Source organism: Chitinophaga sp. G7 BAM 1005 (assembly GCF_057126945.1).
The window spans coordinates 7,607,344-7,628,976 of sequence record NZ_CP181478.1; the positions used below are offsets into that span (position 1 = coordinate 7,607,344).

At 46.5% G+C, this 21,633-nt stretch carries 17 protein-coding genes; 5 read left to right on the plus strand and 12 right to left on the minus strand.

The window, feature by feature from the left end:
* Positions 1 to 168 precede the first annotated feature (168 nt).
* Complete coding sequence (locus ACMXI2_RS30870; protein ID WP_483779679.1) at positions 169 to 2,451, plus strand: GH92 family glycosyl hydrolase; 2,283 nt, start codon at positions 169 to 171, stop codon at positions 2,449 to 2,451.
* 186 nt (positions 2,452 to 2,637) lie between these two features.
* Here ACMXI2_RS30870 and ACMXI2_RS30875 read toward each other — a convergent pair whose 3' ends face one another.
* From ACMXI2_RS30875 to ACMXI2_RS30910, 8 genes are all read right to left on the minus strand, one after another.
* The gene (locus ACMXI2_RS30875; protein ID WP_483779680.1) at positions 2,638 to 6,051 is read right to left on the minus strand and encodes a ThuA domain-containing protein; all 3,414 of its coding nucleotides are present in this window, start codon (positions 6,049 to 6,051) and stop codon (positions 2,638 to 2,640) included.
* Positions 6,052 to 6,060: 9 nt separating this feature from the next.
* Positions 6,061 to 6,804: a ThuA domain-containing protein gene (locus ACMXI2_RS30880; protein ID WP_483779681.1), complete on the minus strand. Its 744-nt coding sequence runs from the start codon at positions 6,802 to 6,804 to the stop codon at positions 6,061 to 6,063.
* Positions 6,805 to 6,937: 133 nt separating this feature from the next.
* Positions 6,938 to 7,660: a 3-keto-disaccharide hydrolase gene (locus ACMXI2_RS30885; RefSeq protein ID WP_483779682.1), complete on the minus strand. Its 723-nt coding sequence runs from the start codon at positions 7,658 to 7,660 to the stop codon at positions 6,938 to 6,940.
* 29 nt (positions 7,661 to 7,689) lie between these two features.
* Positions 7,690 to 8,103, minus strand: coding sequence for a c-type cytochrome (locus ACMXI2_RS30890; protein WP_483779683.1), 414 nt, complete (start codon positions 8,101 to 8,103; stop codon positions 7,690 to 7,692).
* 57 nt (positions 8,104 to 8,160) lie between these two features.
* A complete protein-coding gene (locus tag ACMXI2_RS30895; RefSeq protein ID WP_079469666.1) occupies positions 8,161 to 9,216 on the minus strand; it encodes a sugar phosphate isomerase/epimerase family protein in 1,056 nt (351 codons plus the stop codon).
* Between the two features lie 22 nt (positions 9,217 to 9,238).
* Positions 9,239 to 10,402 carry a Gfo/Idh/MocA family protein gene (locus ACMXI2_RS30900; protein WP_483779684.1) on the minus strand — a complete coding sequence of 388 codons (1,164 nt, stop codon included), beginning with the start codon at positions 10,400 to 10,402 and terminating at the stop codon, positions 9,239 to 9,241.
* 28 nt (positions 10,403 to 10,430) lie between these two features.
* Positions 10,431 to 11,714, minus strand: coding sequence for an MFS transporter (locus tag ACMXI2_RS30905; protein WP_483779685.1), 1,284 nt, complete (start codon positions 11,712 to 11,714; stop codon positions 10,431 to 10,433).
* Positions 11,715 to 12,291: 577 nt separating this feature from the next.
* Positions 12,292 to 12,459 carry a hypothetical protein gene (locus tag ACMXI2_RS30910; protein ID WP_483779686.1) on the minus strand — a complete coding sequence of 56 codons (168 nt, stop codon included), beginning with the start codon at positions 12,457 to 12,459 and terminating at the stop codon, positions 12,292 to 12,294.
* Positions 12,460 to 12,859: 400 nt separating this feature from the next.
* On the opposite strand from ACMXI2_RS30910, the gene secA reads away from it, so the two are divergent.
* The 4 genes from secA (at position 12,860) to ACMXI2_RS30930 (ending at position 18,565) form a co-directional block, all read left to right on the plus strand.
* Positions 12,860 to 16,183 (plus strand): preprotein translocase subunit SecA, encoded by a 3,324-nt coding sequence (gene secA / locus ACMXI2_RS30915; RefSeq protein ID WP_483779687.1) that lies wholly within the window; start codon positions 12,860 to 12,862, stop codon positions 16,181 to 16,183.
* 86 nt (positions 16,184 to 16,269) lie between these two features.
* Positions 16,270 to 16,935, plus strand: coding sequence for a deoxyribose-phosphate aldolase (deoC, locus tag ACMXI2_RS30920; protein ID WP_227024418.1), 666 nt, complete (start codon positions 16,270 to 16,272; stop codon positions 16,933 to 16,935).
* A gap of 30 nt (positions 16,936 to 16,965) precedes the next feature.
* A complete protein-coding gene (locus ACMXI2_RS30925) occupies positions 16,966 to 17,406 on the plus strand; it encodes an SPOR domain-containing protein (protein WP_483779688.1) in 441 nt (146 codons plus the stop codon).
* Positions 17,390 to 18,565: a M20 metallopeptidase family protein gene (locus ACMXI2_RS30930; protein WP_483779689.1), complete on the plus strand. Its 1,176-nt coding sequence runs from the start codon at positions 17,390 to 17,392 to the stop codon at positions 18,563 to 18,565. The genes ACMXI2_RS30925 and ACMXI2_RS30930 overlap by 17 nt, the downstream gene beginning before the upstream one ends.
* Before the next feature lie 124 nt (positions 18,566 to 18,689).
* On the opposite strand, the gene ACMXI2_RS30935 is transcribed toward ACMXI2_RS30930, so the two are convergent.
* The 4 genes from ACMXI2_RS30935 to ACMXI2_RS30950 are packed head-to-tail and all read right to left on the minus strand — an operon-like array spanning position 18,690 to position 21,400.
* Positions 18,690 to 19,358, minus strand: coding sequence for a hypothetical protein (locus ACMXI2_RS30935; RefSeq protein WP_483779690.1), 669 nt, complete (start codon positions 19,356 to 19,358; stop codon positions 18,690 to 18,692).
* Between the two features lies 1 nt (position 19,359).
* Positions 19,360 to 19,731 carry a GntR family transcriptional regulator gene (locus tag ACMXI2_RS30940; RefSeq protein ID WP_483779691.1) on the minus strand — a complete coding sequence of 124 codons (372 nt, stop codon included), beginning with the start codon at positions 19,729 to 19,731 and terminating at the stop codon, positions 19,360 to 19,362.
* A 12-nt stretch (positions 19,732 to 19,743) separates the two neighbouring features.
* Positions 19,744 to 20,559 (minus strand): hypothetical protein, encoded by an 816-nt coding sequence (locus tag ACMXI2_RS30945; protein WP_483779692.1) that lies wholly within the window; start codon positions 20,557 to 20,559, stop codon positions 19,744 to 19,746.
* A 7-nt stretch (positions 20,560 to 20,566) separates the two neighbouring features.
* Positions 20,567 to 21,400 carry an ABC transporter ATP-binding protein gene (locus tag ACMXI2_RS30950; protein ID WP_483779693.1) on the minus strand — a complete coding sequence of 278 codons (834 nt, stop codon included), beginning with the start codon at positions 21,398 to 21,400 and terminating at the stop codon, positions 20,567 to 20,569.
* Between the last annotated feature and the right edge of the window lie 233 nt (positions 21,401 to 21,633).

Sequence of the window (21,633 nt, forward strand, 5' to 3'; positions counted from 1 at the left end):
CGGAGGTTGTCTTATTCAGGATTAAACTGATTTTGCTGATTTCACAGATGTTTTTCTTTTTGATTTTTAAGATTTCAAGAAATTCTTTCAACATTTAAAAAAATATCTGTGAAATCAGCAAAATCAGTTTAATCCTGAATAAGACAACCTCCGCTAAAATCAACTGCCATGAGAAAAGCACTTTTACCCGTATTCTTTTTTTTATCCGTGTGCGCATTTGCACAGGAAAACGTAATACAATATGTGAAGCCGATTACCGGCACACAACGGATGGGGCACACCTATCCTGGCGCTACCGTGCCTTTTGGTATGGTGCAGCTCAGTCCTGAAACCGATACCATTCCTTATGAAATGAACGGGAAGTATAACCCTGATGTATATAAGTATTGTGCAGGTTATCAGTATGAAGATAAAACGATCGTTGGCTTCAGTCATACCCACTTCAGCGGTACCGGCCACTCCGATCTGGGCGATTTTTTAATCATGCCTACCGTAGGTGCGCTGCAATTAAATCCCGGTACGGCCGATCATCCTGAAAGTGGCTACAGATCCACATTTTCCCATAGTACAGAAGTAGCGGAACCCGCTTATTATAAAGTGAAACTGGAAGATGATAACATCCTCGCAGAACTCACCGCCAGCAACCGTGTGGGATTTCACCAGTATACTTTTCCCGGTACAGACCAGGCGCACATCATTCTTGATATGATGTCCGGTATTTACAACTACGACAACAAAAACGTGTGGACCTTTATCCGGGTAGAAAATGATACCCTGATCACCGGGTTTCGCCAAACTAACGGTTGGGCACGTACGAGAATAGAATATTTTGCAATGACCTTTTCCAAACCATTTGTACAATACGGGCATCAGAACTATGCCAGAGACGTATACAAAGGCTTCTGGAGAAAGTTTGATCAGTCGAAGAACTTCCCCGAAATGGCAGGCAAACAGATCCGCGCTTATTTCGACTTTAAAACAGCACCCGGCGAAAAGATCAAAATTAAATTTGCCTTATCACCAGTGAGCACCGAAGGCGCCCTGAAAAACCTGCGTGCAGAAATTCCGGGTTGGGACTTTGACCAGGTAAAACGCGACGGACAGGCACTGTGGACTAAAGAGCTGAACAAAATTCACATTGAATCAAAAAGCCGCGAAGAGAAGGAAAATTTCTACACCGCCATGTACCACGCCTTCATCAATCCAACTACCTACATGGATGTGGACGGCGCCTACCGCGGACTGGATATGAACATTCATACCGCCAGGGGATATACGAACTATACCACTTTCTCCCTCTGGGATACTTACCGCGCATTGCACCCGCTGTTTAATGTGATTCAGCCGAAACGCAATGCTGATATGATCCAGTCGATGCTGAACCACTACGAACAAAGCGCACAACATATGCTGCCGATCTGGTCGCATTATGCCAATGAAAACTGGTGCATGATCGGGTATCACAGCGTATCCGTTATTGCCGATGCTATCATGAAAGGCAATACGCCCTTTGATGTGAACAAAGCACTGGATGCGTGTGTAACCACTGCCCGGCATCGTACTTACGATGGATTGGAATACTACATCGACAGGGGATATATACCGGAAGATAAAAATGGCTCCTCGGTTTCGAAAACGCTTGAGTATGCATACGACGACTGGTGTATTGCACAGGTAGCGAAAAAGTTAGGCAGAACAGATCTCTATGAAGAGTTTATTAAACGTTCGCTGAACTATAAGAATGTATACGATTCCAATACCGGTTTCATGCGTCCAAAACTGAATGACGGTAGCTTCAAAGCTAATTTTGATGCGCTGCAAACGCATGACCAGGGCTTTATTGAAGGGAACGCCTGGAACTATAGTTTATATGTGCCTCACTATCCCGATGAAATGATTGCCATGATGGGCGGTAAGAAACAATTTACCACTCACCTCGATTCCCTGTTTACAATGGAATTGCCCGATAAATTTTTTGCTGAAACAGAAGATATCACCCGCGATGGTATTATCGGTAACTACGTTCATGGTAACGAGCCTTCGCATCATGTAGCCTACCTGTATAACTGGACCGGCTATCCGTGGAAAACACAGGAACGTGTACGCATGATCCTGAAAAAGATGTACCATCCAGGTCCTGATGGTCTTGGCGGTAACGACGACTGCGGGCAAATGAGTGCCTGGTACATTTTCACCACGCTGGGTTTTTACCCGGTTTGCCCTGGTTCCGACCAGTATTCGCTGGGCAGCCCGGCCATTGATAAGGCAACGCTGCAGCTGGAAAACGGTAAAACCTTTGTGGTGGATGTAAAAAATCAAAGCGATAAAAATGTGTATGTGCAAAAGGTACTGCTCAATGGTGCGCCATTGAACCGGTTGTATATCACACATGCAGATATCATGAATGGCGGCACCATCACTTTTTATATGAGTGCCAAACCAAAGAAATAACAAGAGTGCCCAATCAGACAAGTGGCTGTTTCCGATTACGGAAGCAGCCTTTTTTGTGCCGGACATGGGATTTGAAGAAACAGTTTACCATCAGGAATTATGCCGTACATAAGTGAATTTGTTTTATACAAAGAAAGGGGAACTCTTTTTACAGAGCTCCCCTTTCTTTGTATAAAAAATTAATTATTATGGATGCAGGGTAAATGACACGATACCCAACTGTACTTTTTGCGCCGCATCAATTGCTTTGTAGCGGAAATACAGGTTGTGTTTCTTGCCGTCTGCTACCGGGGTAAAGTTGAAGTTTATCTTGTTCGGAGCTTTTGGCTGTGCGCCCGGGCCAATGGTTACTTCACCTAGGCGGGGGCCGTTGGCATCATCCAGGAATGCTTCCACTATATAGCCGGATTGTGGTGTTTCCTGTACCATATAAGTGAGTTCTATGCCGCTTACGCCGGTCAGATCCAGGTTGTTGTAAGTAGCCCATCCTGCTGTGTTGGAAGGGATGAGGAACTTCGTACCATTTACAGCGAATACTGCCATGCCATCAGCTTTGTTGAAATCTGCTGCTGCCAGTTTAGGGCTGAGCAGTTCTGCAGAGGCAGTTCCGGTGATAGGCTTAATACCAGGACCGCCTTTATCGGTATAGCTGGCCAACAGGTACAACACACCGTTGTCTTTTGCTTCACCACCCAGTGTTGGGTTGATGCTGCCGCTTACAGGCAGGGACGGTACTTTAGGTGCATTGCCACCGATAGAATAAATATATTCCACCAGTTGTTTTGCTTCGCCTGTAGAGATGCCCGGATGCGCCGACATAGCGGTTTCGCCCCATACGCCACCACCACCGCCGATGATCTTTTTAGCGAGCATTTCAGGCGCAGCAGGATCGTCCTTGTACTTCTCTGTTATTTGTTTGAAGGAAGGCCCGATAGATTTTTCATCCGGCTTGTGGCAGGTTTTACAATCGGATACTTCCATGATATTTTTACCTGCAATAGCGCCGGTAATGATCTGGTGGCCCTGTGGTTGCGCTGCCTTGTCACGTCCTTCCACATAATCCGCCTTTACAAAAATGTTATTGGCATCCAGTTTACCATCTGCAGAGCTGCCATCTTCCTTATCGGAGATATTAACTGTATACTGCACGGGTTTGCCGGGGAAATAGAACATCTGGTTGCCGGTGATATTGATTTTTACATCAGGCGTTTCATTACCTGCGTACAAATCAATGGATTTACTCTTTGTTTTGGCGCCTTTGTCATCTGCCACCTCCACAAATACAGGGTATTCGCCGGCTGTGCTGTAGGTATATTCTACCGTAGGTTCCGTAGTTTCTTTCTTCGTGCCATTGCCAAAATTCCAGAGGTAAGTGAGTTTATCGCCATCGGGATCTTTAGATCCTTCTGCGGTTAATTTCACTTTAAATGGTAGGCCGCCGGTAGTGCGCGCAGCATGGATATTGGCTACAGGCGCGCGGTTGCCGCCATTGAAATCAATGCGGGAAAGACCTGCATCTGCATTTTTGCTAAACCATCCGTTACCATATTCGAGGATATACAAGCGCCCGTCCGGACCCATTTCCATATCGATAGGAGCGTTCAGTTTGGTGCCGGGTATAAACTTTTCCATTTTGGAGAAGTTGCCGTTCTTGTCCATTGTTACGGCCATTACCCATCCGCGGATCCAGTCGTAGATAAACAGTTTATCGTTATAGTAATCCGGGAAACGGGTTTCTTTCGGATAAAATTCGCTGTGGTAAATTGGACCTGCTTCTGCGTTACGGCCACCGCTGCCTACAATCGGGAACTCATCTGATTTTGCATACGGATACCAGATGAAGGCGGGAGTAGCCGGTGGCAATTCTTTCAAGCCGGTATTGTTGCGGGAATCATTGATCGGTTTCAGCGGATCGAAATAAGGACCGCTTTCACCTGTTTCATAATTGTATTGACGGTAGGGTTTATTGTTGGCAATAAACATCGGGTAGCCGAAGAACCCGGGCTTTTTCGCCTGGTTTATTTCATCGTATCCTCTCGGTCCCCGCAGGGAGTCGTCGTTGTTGGCATCCGGCCCTACTTCTCCCCAGTATACATATCCTGTTTTCTGGTCTACCGACATCCGGTAAGGGTTACGTGTACCCATTGCATAGATTTCCGGACGTGTACCTTTGGTACCTTTCGGGAACAGGTTACCATCCGGAATGGTGTAGGAGCCATCGGCTTCTACTTTGATGCGGATGATCTTTCCGCGCAGATCGTTGGTGTTGGCGGATCCGCGGCGGTCATCATACTGCAGGTGACCGGGACGGTCATCAATAGGGCCATAACCTTTGCTCACATATTTTTGTCCTGGTTCATCAAAAGGAGTGGTGTTGTCGCCGGTGGATAAGTACAATAATCCGCCTGGCCCGAATGCAATGGAACCGCCGGTATGGCAACAGATATCGCGTTGGGAGTAGAATTGCAGGATTACTTTTTCGGAAGACATATCCAGTTTGTTGTTTTCAAATTTGAAACGTGACAAACGGTTTACGGAGGTATCTACCGGGGAGTACATCGCGTAGATGTAGTGATTGTTTTTAAAGTCGGGATCTGCGGCGAGGCCGAGGAACCCTTCTTCTGCATTTACCTTTGGAACATCGGTATGGTGATATACTTTGAGGAAACCTACCTGTGAGAGTTTCTTTTCTGCTGCATTGTAAAGCATCAGCTCTCCGCGGCGTTGCGCCACCAGGATGTCCAGGTTCGGGAGTATAGCCATTTCCGTTGGTTCAAAGAACTCACCGGATACGAGCACATTTTTAGTGAATCGGTCTTCTTCCGGCACCCGCAGGGTTTTAGCTGCGCTGTAGTCGAGTACCTGGTTTTTACCGATGGCATATTTGATACCGCCGGCAAGGTGTTTCAGGAAAAGACTGTCGGTATAAGATTCTTCTGTATGACCAAGACCGGTATAGAAAGCGCGGCCGCCATCGTAATCGTGATACCAGCTGATGGGATGATTGCCTTTCATAGTACCGCCCTGGTACGACTTCTCGTCCAGTTTCAGCAGTACAGTAGTGGTGGTATCCACATCTTTATAATTATACCACTCATCGGTATGTTCCCATTTTTCGGGAAGTCCTTCTGTAGCGGGGAAAGATTTTTCTACTACATCAATTATAGCTTTGTGAACGCCCGGAGGATGGCTCTGGAACCATGCACCGGCGAGGTGGTTATACCAGCCCCATTCGTATTCGGTGTCGGCTGCGGCGTGTACGCCTACGTAACCGCCACCTGCCTGGATATATCTTTCGAAATCGGCTTCCTGGTAGTTATTGAGCACATCACCGGTAGTGCTGAGGAAGATAACAGCGGCATATTGCGCCAGGGTATCTTCATTAAATTTAGCGGCGTTTTCTGTAGTGTCTACATCAAATCCGTTTTCCAGTCCCAGTTTCTGAATGGCTTTAATACCAACAGGGATGGAGCTGTGACGGAAGCCGCTGGTTTTGGTAAATACCAGCACCCTGGGTTTACCGGGGCGTGATTTTTTACAGGCTGCGAGACCAACAACAACGAGTGCCAGCAGCAGAAAAATTCTGAGAGTATGTTTCATTATTACGGATTATTTTTTGGGTTTCCAGTTGCCGATGGCGTATTCAATGCCACCCAGCAAATGTTTCAGATATACGGGGTCCTGGTAAGCTTCTTTCACGTGTCCCATTTCGGTATAAAAGGAGCGGCCTCCTTCAAAGCTGTGATACCAGCACATTGGATGGTTATCACCATTTTTGCCACCGGTATAGCTGGATTCATCAATTTTGATGAGTACATGTACATCGGGATTGAGGTCTTTGAAATTGTACCATTCGTCTTTGCGGATCCATTCGTCCGGTAAATCTTTGGTAGCGGGATGATTGTGGTCCACTACTTTGAGGGTTGCTGTTTGCTGATTCGGATGGCTCAGGAACCAGGCGCCGGCCAATTTGTTATACCACGGCCAGCCATACTCCGTATCTGTAGCTGCATGGATACCCATCCATGCTCCGCCTTTGTGGATATAGTTCTGAAAAGCCACCTGTTGGGCGCTGTCGAGCACATCGCCGGTAGTGCAGCTGAAAATCACGGCTGCATATTTTTTCAGGTTGGAAGGTGTAAAGGCGCTGGCATCTTCTGTAGTGTCTACTTCAAAGCCATTTTCCTTTCCGAGTTGCATGATCGCTATTTTGGAAGCGGGAATGCAATCGTGGCGGAAGCCTTTTGTTTTTGAGAACACAAGTACCCTTTTGGCCTTGTGTTTATGCTTTGCCTGCACAGTAATAGTGCCGGCGAGGAGCAAGAGTGTAATAAACGCGGTTAATGCTTTCATCTTATTTTACGTGGGAATGGAAATTAAAAATTCGGAAAAGTAAAAAGCAAAAAGCTACTGAAGTATTGAGATAAGCGAGTGCCCATCTCCGCTTCAGTAGCTTTTTGCTTAATGCTTTTACGCTATCCGGAAATTAAAGAACTCTTATTTTGATACTACGGTACCATACATCATCTCCGTGATCCTGCAGGGCGATATGACCTTTTGCATGTTTGCCGAACTCTTTCCAGTCGTGGAATTTGCTTTTTGCTACCAGTGCATCCCATTCAGGCGTGCCCATAGTAGTTTCTGCAGTTTTTACGCCATTGAGCCAGAGGGTCAGGTGACCATCTTTCTTCGTTAATTTGGCGGAATTCCACTCACCAACTGGCTTAGCTGGTCTGGTAGAAGCTTTGATGAGATCGTATAATTCACCCGCATTGTGTTTTGGGTTTTTACCATCGGGGTGGCCCGCATCATCAATCACCTGCATTTCTGGACCGGAGAGGTAGGTTTGGCTTAAAGACGGATCTTCATGAACGCTGAAGATAAGACCGCTGTTGCCGCCCGGAGAAATTTTCCATTCGTAACTAAGCTCATAGTTTTCGTATTCTGCATCAGTAACGAGATCTCCGCCGGGTGCGCCATTCTTTTTAGCTTCCTGGTTCAGGCCGATCGCTCCATCTGTTACGCCCCATGCAGGGCTGGCAGTGGATTTCAGGTAAGTATGCCAGCCTTTGGTAGAAGTACCATCGAACAGGAGTACCCATCCTTGTTTCTTTTCCTTCGCTGACAGGGTATTTAATTTCTGGGCTTTTACTGCGGTGGTACCTAGAACGGCAGCTACCATCAGTGCACCCATGATTAGTTTTTTCATTCCGGATGATTGAGTTTATGATAAATCAATTATTTGCCAATAGATAAGATATAGGTTACCATTTCTTTGGCATCTTCTTTTGAAATCTGTGGATGGGGTAACATGGCTACTTCGCCCCAGTTACCAGAACCGCCTTTGATTATTTTATCGGCCAGTTTATCCACATTCTCCGGTGTGTTAGGATATTTGCCAGCAATGTCTTTCAGGGCAGGTCCTACCACTTTCATTTCTTCTTTATGACATGTTTTACAATCGCTTTCAGCCATCAGCGTTTCGCCTTTGCTTGTTGGTTTATTGGCACTGGGCGAAACCATTGAATTATCTGCTGCTGGGCTTTCATGAGTGCTAACGCTGTCGGCGTTTTCTGCTTTTTTCTCACCACCTCCGCAAGCTGCAAAGAATAATACACTTAATACGAGCGGCGCCAGATATCTCTTTCTCATTTGTTGATTTTTTTTATTTGGTTATTGTTTACTAACGATCGGTGGATTGGTTGGCTATTATAAGCCTAATATTCTTTTATTGAAAGCATCATCGGTACCGCCTCCTGCAAAGTCATCAAATGCTTTTTCAGTGACACGGATAATATGATCCTTGATGAAGGGGGCGCCTTCTTTGGCGCCATCTTCCGGATGTTTGATACAACATTCCCATTCCATAACGGCCCAGCCGGCAAAATCGTATTGCGCCATTTTGCTGAAGATAGATTTAAAGTCGACCTGGCCATCGCCCAGAGAGCGGAAACGGCCCGGGCGGTCGATCCATGCCTGGTATCCGCCGTAAACGCCGGAGCGGCCGGTGGCATTGAATTCGGCATCTTTTACGTGAAAGGCTTTAATCCTTTCGTGGTAAATGTCGATATATTCGAGATAATCGAGGCATTGCAGCAACAGGTGGCTCGGATCGTACAGGAGGTTGGCGCGGGTATGGTTACCGGTGGCTTCCAGGAAGCGTTCAAAGGTAATACCATCGTGCAGATCTTCTCCCGGATGAATTTCATAGCAAACGTCTACGCCGTTGGCATCAAATTCATTGAGGATCGGGAGCCAGCGTTTTGCCAGTTCAGCAAAACCTGTTTCCACCAGTCCGGCCGGACGCTGTGGCCACGGATACATAGCCGGGGCCCATAACAGGGCGCCGCTGAAAGTAGCGTGGGCAGTGAGGCCCAGGTTACGGCTGGCTTTCGCAGCATATTTCAGCTGGTTTACCGCCCACTCTGTGCGTGCCTGGATATTATTGTGATATTGTGCAGGTGCGAAGCCGTCGAACATCTCTGTAAAAGCCGGATTAACTGCTACCAACTGTCCCTGCAGGTGTGTGCTGAGTTCAGTGATTTCCAGTCCGGCTGCATTTACGATGCCTTTGATTTCATCTGCGTAGGTTTTGCTTTCGGCAGCCTTTTGCAGGTCTATCAGGCGTGTTTCCCAGGTGGGGATCTGTACTCCTTTAAAGCCAATGGAGGCCGCCCATTCGCAGATGGATTTCAGATTATTGAAAGGCGCTTCATCTCCCATGAACTGCGCCAGAAAAATACCAGGTCCTTTTATCGTTTTCATATGCTCAAACTGGTGATGAATACTATATCTCGAAGTTAGTCCATTTAGTATCGCTTTGTGAAGAGCGTACTACGTTATCGATGAACGCCATACCACGTACGCCTTCTTCTGTACCCGGGAAATCCAGTGATTCCGGAGATGGCTGAACGCCATCGATTTTAGCAGATAAAGTTTGTGCGAAGTTGCGGTACAGGTTACCGAATGCTTCCAGGTATCCTTCCGGATGGCCGCCCGGGGTGCGGGTATTGTGGGTCATATAAGACGATTGGAAGTTGTATCCGCCACCTGCGCGGTAAATTTCGGTGGGTTTATCCAGCCATTTTACCAGGAGGGTATTGGGTTCGTGCTGTGCCCATTCGAGGCCGCCTTTTTCGCCGTATACACGGATCTTCAGGGCGTTTTCTTCGCCGGCTGCCACCTGCGATGCCATTAATACGCCGGCAGCGCCATTGTCGAAGCGGAGCAGTACTGCGCCGTCGTCGTCCAGTGCGCGGCCTGGCACCATGATGTTGAGATCAGCGCATAATTTTTCAATTTTGGCGCCGCTGATATATTCTGCCAGGTTAGCTGCGTGGGTACCGATGTCGCCCATACAGCCGCTTTTGCCTGATTTTTTAGGATCTGTTCTCCAGGCTGCCTGTGCATTGCCTTCTCTTTCACTCAGTTTGCTGAGCCATCCCTGCGGGTATTCTACCCAAACTTTACGGATTTTACCCAGTGCGCCGTCTTTCACCATCTGCCTGGCTTGTTTTACCATAGGGTAGCCGGTGTAGGTATGTGTGAGCAAAAGTGTTAAACCGGTGGCTTCTACTTTTGCTTTTAATTGTTTGGCTTCGTCGAGGGAAAACGTGATCGGTTTTTCGATCACTACGTTGAAACCCAGGTCCAGCGCCATCATGGCAGGCTCAAAATGGGCGAAGTTTGGCGTAACGATGGTTACGAAGTCCAGCCGTTTATCTGCCGGCATTTTTGCTTCATTTTCCAGCATGGTTTTAAAATCGAGGTAAGTACGTTCGGGGTCGAGGAACAGTATTTTACCTGATTCTACCGCGATGTCGTTATTGATACTGAGGGCGCCGGCAGTCAGCTCAATCAGTCCGTCCATATTGGCGGCAATACGGTGAATTGCACCAATGAAGGCATCCTTACCGCCTCCTATCATTCCCATTCTAAGTTTCCGTGTCATATTTACAATTATCGTTTTATAATTTATACTATACTACTTGAACGTGTGGGTTTTCTACTTTTTTGCGGCTGCGCATGTAAAAGAAAAGCCCTGCGAAAGCCACGATCAGGATAACGGGTATTACCAGGGTGGCGTTAATGATTTCCGGACCGGCTACAGCGGTGGCCTGGCTGAAAGCGGTAGCTTCAGCAGAGCCGGGTGCAGCGGAGCGGTACGCATCCAGGGATGCACCGGCAGGCAGTTGTTTTACGATGATACTGTCGTAGAAACCACCCATAAAATACATGTATACAGATACGGCGAACATACCGGCGCCACCCATCAGGTTCATACCCAGTGCACCTGATTCGGGGATGTTTTCTGATACAAAGCCCAGCATGGTTGGCCAGAAATAAGTAACGCCCATACCAAAGATGAAGGCCGCCACAAATACCATGTTGCCTGATACATGGGAAAGTAAATATAAGCCCAAAGCGGATAAAATCGCAGAAATAAGTAAAACGCCGGTAGGAGAAATTTTATGTACCACGGGGCCGGCAATACCTCTTCCCAGTACCTGTACGCCAGCTGTCAATGCCAGTATGAGGATGGAGTTTTCAGTTACATTTTTCAGCAATACTTCAATCCACTGTCCGGTGAAAAGCTCTGTGATGGCGGTGCCAAACATCAGGATAAACATCACAATAAACAGGGGGCTTAATACAGATTTGTACATCTGTGCAGAAGAAACGCCGGCAGCCACCCTTTCTGTAACGGGGAAGTCGAGTTTCATAAAAAGATAACCATAGATCAGGGTAGGGATCACCATAGTGGCTACCTGCAACTGCCAGCTGAGGCCAATTTTGGTAAGTAAAAACACCAGCAGGGTACCTACTACGATACCGCCGGGGAACCACAGGTGAAAGTGATTCAGCTTGGTAGTTTTGTTGGCCGGGAAAATAGTGGCCACGAGTGGATTACACGCCGCTTCCACGGTACCGTTAGCCATACCGATAAACAGGGTGGAAATGAACAGCGACCAGAAGCCGTTCGCAAATACCGTCAGCACAATACCCAGCAGGTGCAGGATAAAAGCTGCCAGCAGCAACCGTTTCATGCCTATGGCATCTACAATGAATCCTCCTATAATCACTGCCAGCGGGAATCCCCAGAAAGCAGTTCCCGCAATGATGCTCAGTTGTTTGGTATCCAGATGGAACTCAACGCCTAAGCGGCTTAATATTCCGGCACGGATGCCAAAAGATAATGATGTTACCAGTAGCGCCATACAGCTTGCTACGAACAATTTTTGCGGCTGAATTGCATTTGCCATAAACGTGGATATTTGTGTAAATAAGTTAAAACGGCTATTAAACCTTTAAATTTATAAAAAGTATTTTCATATTTCCATCTTTTTATATGGACGACGGGCATTTTTTTTGAAAATTTTCTTTTCAGGCGCCAGTGAGCAATCCCGGCGGGAAGCCGGGCTTTGATCTGGTCATATTTTATGATAAGCGGTTTGCCCGGGTAAGAAGTGCCGGAACGCTTTCGGGGTGGAGGTTCCAGCCCTTTAATGTGTTACTTATAAAAGTAAGGGCTGCCTGTTTGCAAAATACCCCCGCTATTTCAGTACCGTCAATGCCTCCCTGTTCTCCCGGAATACCCTTCTCTTCTACGTTTTAATATTTTATCTTATGCTGATGTTTTATTCATCAACCGTAATTTTATACTTTATTCAGGTACGACAATAACACCAACAGCAATAACTACGTACAGGCGTTGGCGAAAGACAGACGGGTGAACGACTCCTGTTGTTTTTTCTTACAATACCATCTCAGCTTTTTTATGCAGGATCATTCACGCGCCATGACTGGTACTGGTATTTTGGCAGATGGAAACCGGAACCCTTACAGCAGCGGTACTGCCAATTTGGGCGATGCCTCATAAACAAATAACCCACCGGGTGGCGGGTTGCCTGCTTTCAGGCGGCAGTGCCTTGCCGGGTGGCGCCCACTTTCCAGGTTGTCATTATCCACTGCTGTTTGCTGTAAAATTTCCGGGAATTGACTTAGCATGATATTTACAGCTATCTGAAAAAGACCAGGACAGGGTAGTAAAAACGGATCCGGGTTTTCTGGCCGGAGTGGCTACACCATTAACTTTCAACGCAAATATCAAGGATATGTTAATTGATTGCGGTAAAATGGAAAATCCCTTCAAAATCCCCCTTGAATCACCGAATTTATTCCTACTTTTACAGGCCTTGCCGGGGAGGGCTGCAAAACTGACACCTTGACAGTTCGTCTTTAACAAGCACAATATTTGAGTAATCTGGATGCCGTCTATTCAACTGACGAAGCCCGCAGCCTTTGTGCCACAGGCTGGTGAAGCGGGAATCTATCAACTGATACACGCTGCCTGGATGGGATCAGGTTACAATAAATAGAAATCGTAATTCGTAATTAAACATTTAACATGTTAGGTTTTTTATCAAAGCTATTTGGAGGGAATAAATCAGAAAGGGATATTAAATCCATCTCTCCGGTGGTGCAGCAGATTAATGAGGAGTACGAAAAACTGCAATCCCTGCCTATCGATGATCTGCGCCACAAAACGCAGGAATTCCGCGCACGCATCGCTGAGCATCTCGCCACTATTGATAAAGAAATAGCGGAAAAACAGGCCGGCGCAGATGAAGAAGAAGATGTAACCGCAAAAGACACGATATACCAGGAAATAGATATTCTTAAAAAAGACCGCGACAAGCAACTGGAAGTAGTGCTGAAAGAATTACTGCCAGCCGCTTTTGCAGTAGTAAAGGAAACAGCCCGCCGTTTTACCAATAATACCACGCTGACTGCTACTGCTACCAACCTGGATCGTCAGCTCGCTGTGAGAAAAGATTACGTGACCATTGAAGGCGATAAGGCCATCTGGAAGAACAGCTGGAGCGCCGCCGGCAGCATGGTTACCTGGAACATGGTACACTATGATGTACAGCTGATCGGTGGTACAGTACTGCACCAGGGTAAAATTGCCGAAATGGCTACGGGTGAAGGTAAAACCCTGGTATCTACCCTTCCCGCTTATCTCAATGCACTGGCAGGACAAGGCGTACACATCGTAACGGTGAATGATTACCTGGCTCGTCGTGACTCTGAATGGAACGGACCTCTTTTTGAATTCCTCGATATTACAGTAGACTGTATCGATAAACATCAACCCAATACACCAGACCGCCGTAACGCTTACCTGGCGGACATTACTTACGGTACCAACAATGAATTCGGTTTTGACTACCTCCGTGATAACATGGTACACAACCCGGATGAAATGGTACAGCGTAAACACCATTACGCAATGGTGGATGAGGTGGATAGTGTACTGGTGGATGATGCCCGTACCCCGTTGATCATTTCCGGCCCTATCCCCCGCGGTGAAGAGCAGGAATTTCACGCATTAAAGCCACGTATCGAATACCTGGTGGAAATGCAGAAGAAAGCAACCAACCAATACCTGCAGGAAGCAAAGAAACTGATTGCAGAAGGTAAAGATGATCCAAAAACCGGTGGACTGGCCCTGATGCGCGCCTGGAGAGGCTTGCCAAAGAGCAGTGCACTGATCAAATATCTCAGCGAACCTGGTAACAGGGTGTTATTACAGAAAGCTGAAAACTACTACCTGGCAGATCAGCAACGCGAAATGCCAAAAGTAGATGAAGGTCTGTTCTTCGCTATTGAAGAAAAACAAAACAGTGTGGATCTCACCGATAAAGGTATTCACCTGATCACCCAGGGCGGAGAAGATGCGAACTTCTTTATCCTCCCGGATGTGGGAACTGAACTGGCCGAAATTGAAAAGCTGTCGTTGGCGCCCGAAGAAAAACTGCAGCGTAAAGACGTATTACTGCAGGACTTTGCCGCTAAGTCAGACCGTATCCACTCCGTGCAGCAGTTGCTGAAAGCGTACACCTTATTCGATAAAGATGTAGAGTACGTGGTAATGGATGGTAAAGTGAAGATTGTGGATGAGCAAACCGGTCGTATCCTTGATGGCCGCCGTTACTCAGATGGATTGCACCAGGCAATTGAAGCAAAGGAAAATGTAAAAGTGGAAGCTGCTACCCAAACATTTGCTACCATCACCCTGCAGAACTTCTTCCGTATGTATCATAAGCTGGCCGGTATGACCGGTACAGCCTCTACAGAAGCCGGTGAGCTTTGGGAAATTTACAAACTGGACGTAGTAACCATTCCTACCAACGTTCCTATTTCCCGTGTAGATGCGGAAGATCTTGTATACAAAACAAAGAGAGACAAATACAAAGCAGTTATCGAAGAAATCAAGCAGTTGCAGGCAAAAGGACGCCCCGTGCTGGTAGGTACTACCTCCGTGGAAGTGTCTGAATTGCTTAGCAAAATGCTCACCTTCGAAAAAGTGCCGCATAATGTATTGAATGCGAAACAGCACGCCCGTGAAGCACAAATCGTTGCGGAAGCAGGTTTGCCCGGAGCTGTGACCATCGCTACCAACATGGCGGGTCGTGGTACGGATATCAAACTCGGACCTGGTGTGAAAGAAGCCGGCGGGTTGGCTATCATCGGTACGGAAAGACATGAAAGCCGTCGTGTTGACCGCCAGCTGCGTGGTCGTGCCGGTCGTCAGGGCGATCCGGGAACTTCACAGTTCTTCGTTTCCCTGGAAGATGACCTGATGCGCATGTTCGGTTCAGAACGTATTGCCGGCCTTATGGACCGTATGGGTTATAAGGAAGGAGAAGTGATCCAGCACAGCATGATTACCCGTTCCATTGAAAGAGCGCAAAAGAAAGTGGAAGAAAATAACTTCGGTATCCGTAAGCGTTTGCTGGAGTATGATGATGTGATGAATAAACAGCGTACCGTGATCTACGCAAAACGTAATCACGCCCTGTTTGGCGAACGCCTGGCAATAGACATCGACAACGCTTTCTATGATGTAGCGGAAAATATGGTGTCTACCCATAAAGCCAGCGGAGATTATGAGGCTTTCAAGATGGATGCTATCATGAACTTCTCCATCGATACAAAAATTACCAGTGAAGAACTGGCCAAGACAGATATTCCTAACCTGGCCAACAAGCTATATTTCGAAGGAAAAGATAACTATACACGTAAGGTAAATGATCTTATCAGCAACACTTTACCGGTAATAGAACGTATCTACCAGGAACAGGGTCACCAGATCGAAAATATCTCTATACCATTTACCGATGGTAAAAAAGGTATCAATGTACTGGCTAACCTGCAAAAGGTGGTGGAAACAAAGGGTCATGAAACCATGAATGCCCTGGAACGCAGCATCACCCTGGCTTTGATCGATGAGTCGTGGAAAGAGCACCTGCGTGCAATGGATGATCTGAAACAATCTGTACAGAGTGCTGTATACGAACAGAAAGATCCGTTGCTGATCTACAAATTTGAGGCATTCAACCTGTTCAAGGCAATGGACGGTGAAACCAGCCGCGATATTGTTTCTTTCCTGACCAAATGCGGTATCCCCGTAGGCAACCAGGAGCAGGAAGCTGCTCCGGAAATCCGCGAAGGTCGTGAAGAAAAAACCGATATGAGCCGCATGCGTGCTTCTCATGAGGAACTGGCGGAAAACGGCAGTCACCAGAGCGTTGGCCCGGAAATTCAAACAGCTGAAGAAGTAAAAGCGGAGCCAATCCGCCACCAGGGACCACAAATAGGTCGTAATGATCTTTGCCCCTGTGGAAGCGGTAAAAAATACAAACAATGCCACGGTAAGAACGCTTAAGCGAACCAACCTGGAAATGATATCAGAACGGATTACGGCAACGTAATCCGTTTTGCATTAATTTCGCCTTGTAATCAAGTAAATGAATGATGGAGATTAACCGCTATATAGATCATACCGTATTGAAGCCCACCACCACGCTGGAAGACGTTAAGCAGTTGTGCATGCAGTGTGTGGAATACGATTTTGCAGCGGCCTGTGTGCCCCCGTTATATGTGAAACTGGCCAAACAATTCCTGGGCGCCACCAATACAAAAATAGCCACCGTTATCGGCTTTCCTTTCGGCTATTCCGCTATTGAAGCCAAAGTAGCGGAAACGGTGCTGGCTATTGTAGACGGCGCCGATGAACTGGATGTGGTGATCAATATTTCCGCTATCAAAAACAAAGACTGGGAATATCTTGAAAAAGAGATTGCCAATATCATGTACCTGGTGCGGGAGAAGAAGAAGGTGATTAAGATTATCATTGAAAGTGGCATATTATTGGAGGAAGAAATTGTGCAGTGTTGCCAGCTGTATGCGAAGTATGGCGTGGATTTCATGAAAACATCCACGGGATATGCAGAAAGAGGCGCTACCGTGGAAGCAGTAAAGCTGATGCGTGCTAATTTGCCGGCCAACATACAAATAAAAGCTTCCGGAGGTATTCGTACCTTTGCTTTTGCGAAAGAGCTGATAGATGCCGGCGCTACCCGGATCGGGGCCAGTGCCAGCGTGAACATTGTAAAGGAAAGCAAGGAAGCTCAGTAACGATTATTCATAGTTAATTATACCGTATTCATGCAAAAGTTATTCATCCTGGTATGCTGTCTGTTGGGGAGTGCTGTGGCCGTGGCGCAGGACAATGCAATCGCCGGCAACGGAAATGTGAGAGTGGTGAAAGATAGTCGTTTGGACGTGCTGATTAAAAAACAGATCTACATTAATACCCTGGCCATCCGTAACCAGTCCGGTTTCCGGGTACAGGTAATTTCTACTAACAAACGCGGTGATGCCAATGAAGCCAAAGCAAAAGTGATGCAGCTTTTTGGCGACTACCGCACTTATCTCGATTACCAGGCCCCCTATTTTAAAGTGCGCGTAGGCGATTTTAAAACCCGTGAGGAAGCATCTGAATTACGGGACAAATTATCCGACCTGTTTGCAGGTGGTGTATTTGTAGTACCCGCCATTATTAACGTGTCACTGGATAAAGAACTATCGAATGAAGAACCGTATTAAAGAGCTGGCAAAGGCATATGCTCCCGAGTTTACTGCCATCAGGAGGCATCTGCATTCCCACCCGGAACTATCCTTCCAGGAATTTGAAACCACTGCTTATATCCAACAGCAGTTAACCTCCTTCGGCGTTCCCTTCAAAGCAGGTATTGCCGGCACCGGCATCATTGCGCTGATAGAAGGAAAGAACCCGGCCTCCAAAACCATCGCGCTGCGTGCAGATATGGATGCACTGCCAATCACTGAAGCCAACGACGTGCCCTATAAATCTACGAACGTGGGCGTAATGCATGCCTGCGGACATGATGTACATACTTCGGTGGTACTGGGCGCTACTAAAATATTAAATGAATTAAAAGATCAGTTTGAAGGCACTATCAAAGTGCTGTTCCAGCCAGGTGAAGAGAAACATCCCGGCGGGGCCAGCATCATGATTGAAGAAGGCGCCCTTGAAAATCCGCGCCCGGACGCCATCCTGGGGTTGCATGTGCATCCCTCTATGGAAGCCGGCAAGCTGGGGTTTCATGCCGGTAAGTATATGGCCAGTGCCGATGAAATTTATATCACCATCAAAGGAAAAGGCGGTCATGCCGCGCAGCCACATCTTACAGTAGATACTATCCTGGTAGCATCTCAACTGGTGGTAAGCTTACAGCAGATCATCTCCCGGAATAACAATCCTTTTTCTCCCTCCGTATTATCTATCTGTGCTTTCAATGGCGGATTCACTACCAACGTAATCCCCAGCGAAGTGAAGCTGATGGGTACTTTCAGGGCAATGGATGAAATCTGGCGGTTTAAAGCGCATGAGCTGATTCGCAAACAGGCAATAGGTATTGCCGAAGCGATGGGCGCCGGCATTGACATTGAAATATTAGTGGGGTATCCTACTTTATATAATAATGAAGAAGTGACCGCCAAAGCCCGCGGCTTTGCTACAGATTACCTGGGTGCGGAAGCAGTGGGTGATACAGAAATCAGGATGGGCGCAGAAGATTTTGCTTTTTATTCCCAGGTAGTACCTGCCTGTTTCTTCCGGCTGGGTACCGGCAATGTGGCCCGTGGAATTACTTCCGGTGTACATACCCCTACTTTTGATGTTGATGAACATGCGATAGAGATAGGCATTGGAACGATGGCCTACCTGGCTACGCAGTTTTAAAATGATATAACAGCAACGTCCCGATGAAAATCGGGACGTTCATTTTTAACACAAAAACTTGTTATGTAATTTAAAACCGGTTAGAAAACAGGTTTATGCATTGATAGAATTTATTGCTAAATCTTTAGTTAATTCGTTTTAAACTTTGTAATGACTTGCCGGTTATATTCAGGTTGTCTAAACTATCTACCCTGAATTCTCCCGACTGATACGGCGCATAAAAGTAGAGTGAACCACGTTTATCCATCGTTACCTTCACAGAGTCCAGTATATTATCTTCATTTACTTCAAGCGTATTGTTTTTTCCACCCGTATAGGCAAAAGAATTAATTTTTGTACTGATTATAAAGGTCCGTACATCGTTGCCTGCGTTGATTTCCAGGCTGGGGGATTTAATATCCGAGAGGGTGATGCCGTAATCACTTTTATTGTCGATATAGCTGATAGCCGGAGCGTATAGCGTGATATCACGCGCTTTGCTGATCTCCACTACAAGGGTGTCGCCCGACATATTATAAGTAGCATTCTTATAGAATTCGAGGTTGTATTCCGGCGATTCACGGACATAGATAGTAGCCTCGTGCTTTTCGTTATTTGCAGCAGTGTTTTTCAGCACCAGTGCTTTGAAGGCCGGCAGGGCAACTTTTGCATAGTCCGGGTCCTGCTGCGGTCGATGGTTTTTTGTATTGGTGATGCCTTTATTGTAATTGGCTTTTAGTATAATGGCAGAAAACAGCATGAGTAACACCAGTACACCTGAAAAACCTAATAGTAATTTATTGCTGGTTGTCATGTTAGTTGAAGTTTGATTTTTTGAATTTCTCAAAATGAGGTTTCAGTTCATCGAGGTCCATATCCAGCAGGTACATGCTGCGGAAGAAACTTGGCAATTCGTTGCGGATAAAAGTATCTTTTTTGAATTGTTTTATTTTCCTGACTGCATCTCCGCTGATAAAGTAGCCGATCCCTCTTTTATTCTGAATAATTTCCTGTTGCTGCAGGAGCTCGCAGGTGCGCATTACTGTGTTGGGATTTACTTCCAGCGAAACCGCCAGTTCCCTTACAGAAGGAATACGTTCTTCCGGCTGCCATTTGGTAAGCAATATCTGTTCGCAGATATAGTCTGCGATCTGTATATATATTGCCTGTGTATCTTTGAATTCCATTTCGCTAAGTTTTTAAATTTCTTGATCCTTCAACCGGAAATAGGCAATGGTCCAGAGTACAGGTGCTATCACAAATTTTATCGTAAAGAGATAAGTGTTTTGCAGCCATTCCGGGATCAGGTATACCGTAGTATGCCAGGAAACAGGCCCGCCTTCCTGTTTGGCGATCAGCAGGAACGGCACCGATCTTTTCCAGAACTCCTGTCCGAACCCGAAGATCAGGGTAACAATAACACAGTTAACGAGCCATAACGTAAACCCCAGTACGAAAATGGATAACACCGTTTTGATAAAACTGTATTTGTGGAAATACGTGGCGCCAAGCAGGAATGCCGCGTGCAGGATGATATAGCCGTAATAGATGTATACCTTTTCTTTCGGGTTGTCCAGGAACGCATAGTTTTTATCTATTCCCCTGCCAAATGCTGCCAGCTGTGCACTTTCCATAATCTTAAAGCTGAGATAGCAGCTGATATGATAAAACAACAGGTAGCCTATACCGGTGACCAGGAATAAGGTGATGAACTTTTCAAACTGTGAGGCCGGCAACATTAAAAAGTCCACGCCCTTTTCCTTACTGCCCAATTCATTGAAAGCCCTGCTGGTGAACAACAACCCGCAAAAGAACAGGCCGGCATAATAAAACCCTACAATATCACTTATCTGGCGGAAGGGTTCGCGGGCTACCAGCACGGTTAAAAGCGCGATGCCGGTCATCAGCCCGAATATGACAAGCATGCCCATTCCGTAGAAGCGGTAATGATCGGTAAAGTGTTTTTGCAGGTATAGCTGCATACGGCGAACATCGAATACATTATTTGGTTGCATGTGTTAATCAGTTGAATATTTCCTGGATGGGTTTATGATTGGTGAGGATCGCATTAAACAGCAGCTCCATATCTATTTTGCTTTGTTCCTGGCCTGCGTTGCGGGTAATGATGGTGTGCCCGCGCAGGTTGCTGTCGGCGAAGAGTACCCCGGTAGTTTCCTCTATCCTGCTCACGGTTTTAAAACTCAGTTTATCCGTCACCGTTTGTACATCTTCCCGGAAAATAATTTTGTGGTCATCGATGATCACGATACTGTCGATGAGGTTATCGAGGTCGCGTACCTGGTGTGTGGAAATTACAATACATTTCTCGTCACTCACCGCGGCTGCAATCACTTTACGGAACTGGCTTTTGGAGGGGATGTCCAGGCCGTTGGTAGGTTCATCCATAATCAGCGCTTTGGTGTTGGTGGCCAGGGCAAAACTGATCAGTACTTTTTTCTTTTGTCCGTACGACATTTCCGTTAACTGCTGATCTTTTGGAATTTCAAATTCTTTGAGATAGTTGTAAAACGCAGCTTCGTCGAAGTTGGGATAAAAAGGGGCGTAGGTGTTTACATATCTTTTCACACTTACTTTCGGGAGATAGAATTCTTCCGGTACCAGGAATATCTCCCGGAGGAAGGCGGGTTGCCTTTTGGCAGACGGGTAGCCCAGCACTTCACAGGCGCCGCTGTCGGGGAATAGTAAGCCGGCCATTTGTTTCAGGAGCGTGGATTTGCCCGCACCGTTTTTTCCAAGCAAACCATAAATATGTCCTGCTTCCAGCCGTAGCTGTAAGTTTTCAAACAGGGGCTTGTTTTTCCGGTAGCTGAATGTCAGGGATTGGATGTTAATCATATCTTGTGGTTTAGTGTACTACTTAACTAGTACACTATAAAGATAAGGGTATATTCCGGAAATCAAAATAAATGCGATAAATTTTTTTTAGCAGGGGATCGATCGCCGAAGGCGATACGGAAATTGTCTTGGAGCAGGATTACGCTGATTATACTGATTTTTTTGATTTTTATTGGAATAGTAAATAATAGTTAAGGGAGATAGAAGCGGATATATTCGCTTTTATCTCCCTT

Excerpts from the sequence above, each read along its gene's own strand:
- ACMXI2_RS30870 (WP_483779679.1), top strand. The coding sequence starts at position 169 with ATGAGAAAAGCACTTTTACCCGTATTCTTTTTTTTATCCGTGTGCGCA.
- ACMXI2_RS30875 (WP_483779680.1), bottom strand. The coding sequence starts at position 6,051 with ATGAAACATACTCTCAGAATTTTTCTGCTGCTGGCACTCGTTGTTGTT.
- ACMXI2_RS30880 (WP_483779681.1), bottom strand. The coding sequence starts at position 6,804 with ATGAAAGCATTAACCGCGTTTATTACACTCTTGCTCCTCGCCGGCACT.
- ACMXI2_RS30885 (WP_483779682.1), bottom strand. The coding sequence starts at position 7,660 with ATGAAAAAACTAATCATGGGTGCACTGATGGTAGCTGCCGTTCTAGGT.
- ACMXI2_RS30890 (WP_483779683.1), bottom strand. The coding sequence starts at position 8,103 with ATGAGAAAGAGATATCTGGCGCCGCTCGTATTAAGTGTATTATTCTTT.
- ACMXI2_RS30895 (WP_079469666.1), bottom strand. The coding sequence starts at position 9,216 with ATGAAAACGATAAAAGGACCTGGTATTTTTCTGGCGCAGTTCATGGGA.
- ACMXI2_RS30900 (WP_483779684.1), bottom strand. The coding sequence starts at position 10,402 with ATGACACGGAAACTTAGAATGGGAATGATAGGAGGCGGTAAGGATGCC.
- ACMXI2_RS30905 (WP_483779685.1), bottom strand. The coding sequence starts at position 11,714 with ATGGCAAATGCAATTCAGCCGCAAAAATTGTTCGTAGCAAGCTGTATG.
- ACMXI2_RS30910 (WP_483779686.1), bottom strand. The coding sequence starts at position 12,459 with ATGCTAAGTCAATTCCCGGAAATTTTACAGCAAACAGCAGTGGATAAT.
- secA (WP_483779687.1), top strand. The coding sequence starts at position 12,860 with ATGTTAGGTTTTTTATCAAAGCTATTTGGAGGGAATAAATCAGAAAGG.
- deoC (WP_227024418.1), top strand. The coding sequence starts at position 16,270 with ATGATGGAGATTAACCGCTATATAGATCATACCGTATTGAAGCCCACC.
- ACMXI2_RS30925 (WP_483779688.1), top strand. The coding sequence starts at position 16,966 with ATGCAAAAGTTATTCATCCTGGTATGCTGTCTGTTGGGGAGTGCTGTG.
- ACMXI2_RS30930 (WP_483779689.1), top strand. The coding sequence starts at position 17,390 with ATGAAGAACCGTATTAAAGAGCTGGCAAAGGCATATGCTCCCGAGTTT.
- ACMXI2_RS30935 (WP_483779690.1), bottom strand. The coding sequence starts at position 19,358 with ATGACAACCAGCAATAAATTACTATTAGGTTTTTCAGGTGTACTGGTG.
- ACMXI2_RS30940 (WP_483779691.1), bottom strand. The coding sequence starts at position 19,731 with ATGGAATTCAAAGATACACAGGCAATATATATACAGATCGCAGACTAT.
- ACMXI2_RS30945 (WP_483779692.1), bottom strand. The coding sequence starts at position 20,559 with ATGCAACCAAATAATGTATTCGATGTTCGCCGTATGCAGCTATACCTG.
- ACMXI2_RS30950 (WP_483779693.1), bottom strand. The coding sequence starts at position 21,400 with ATGATTAACATCCAATCCCTGACATTCAGCTACCGGAAAAACAAGCCC.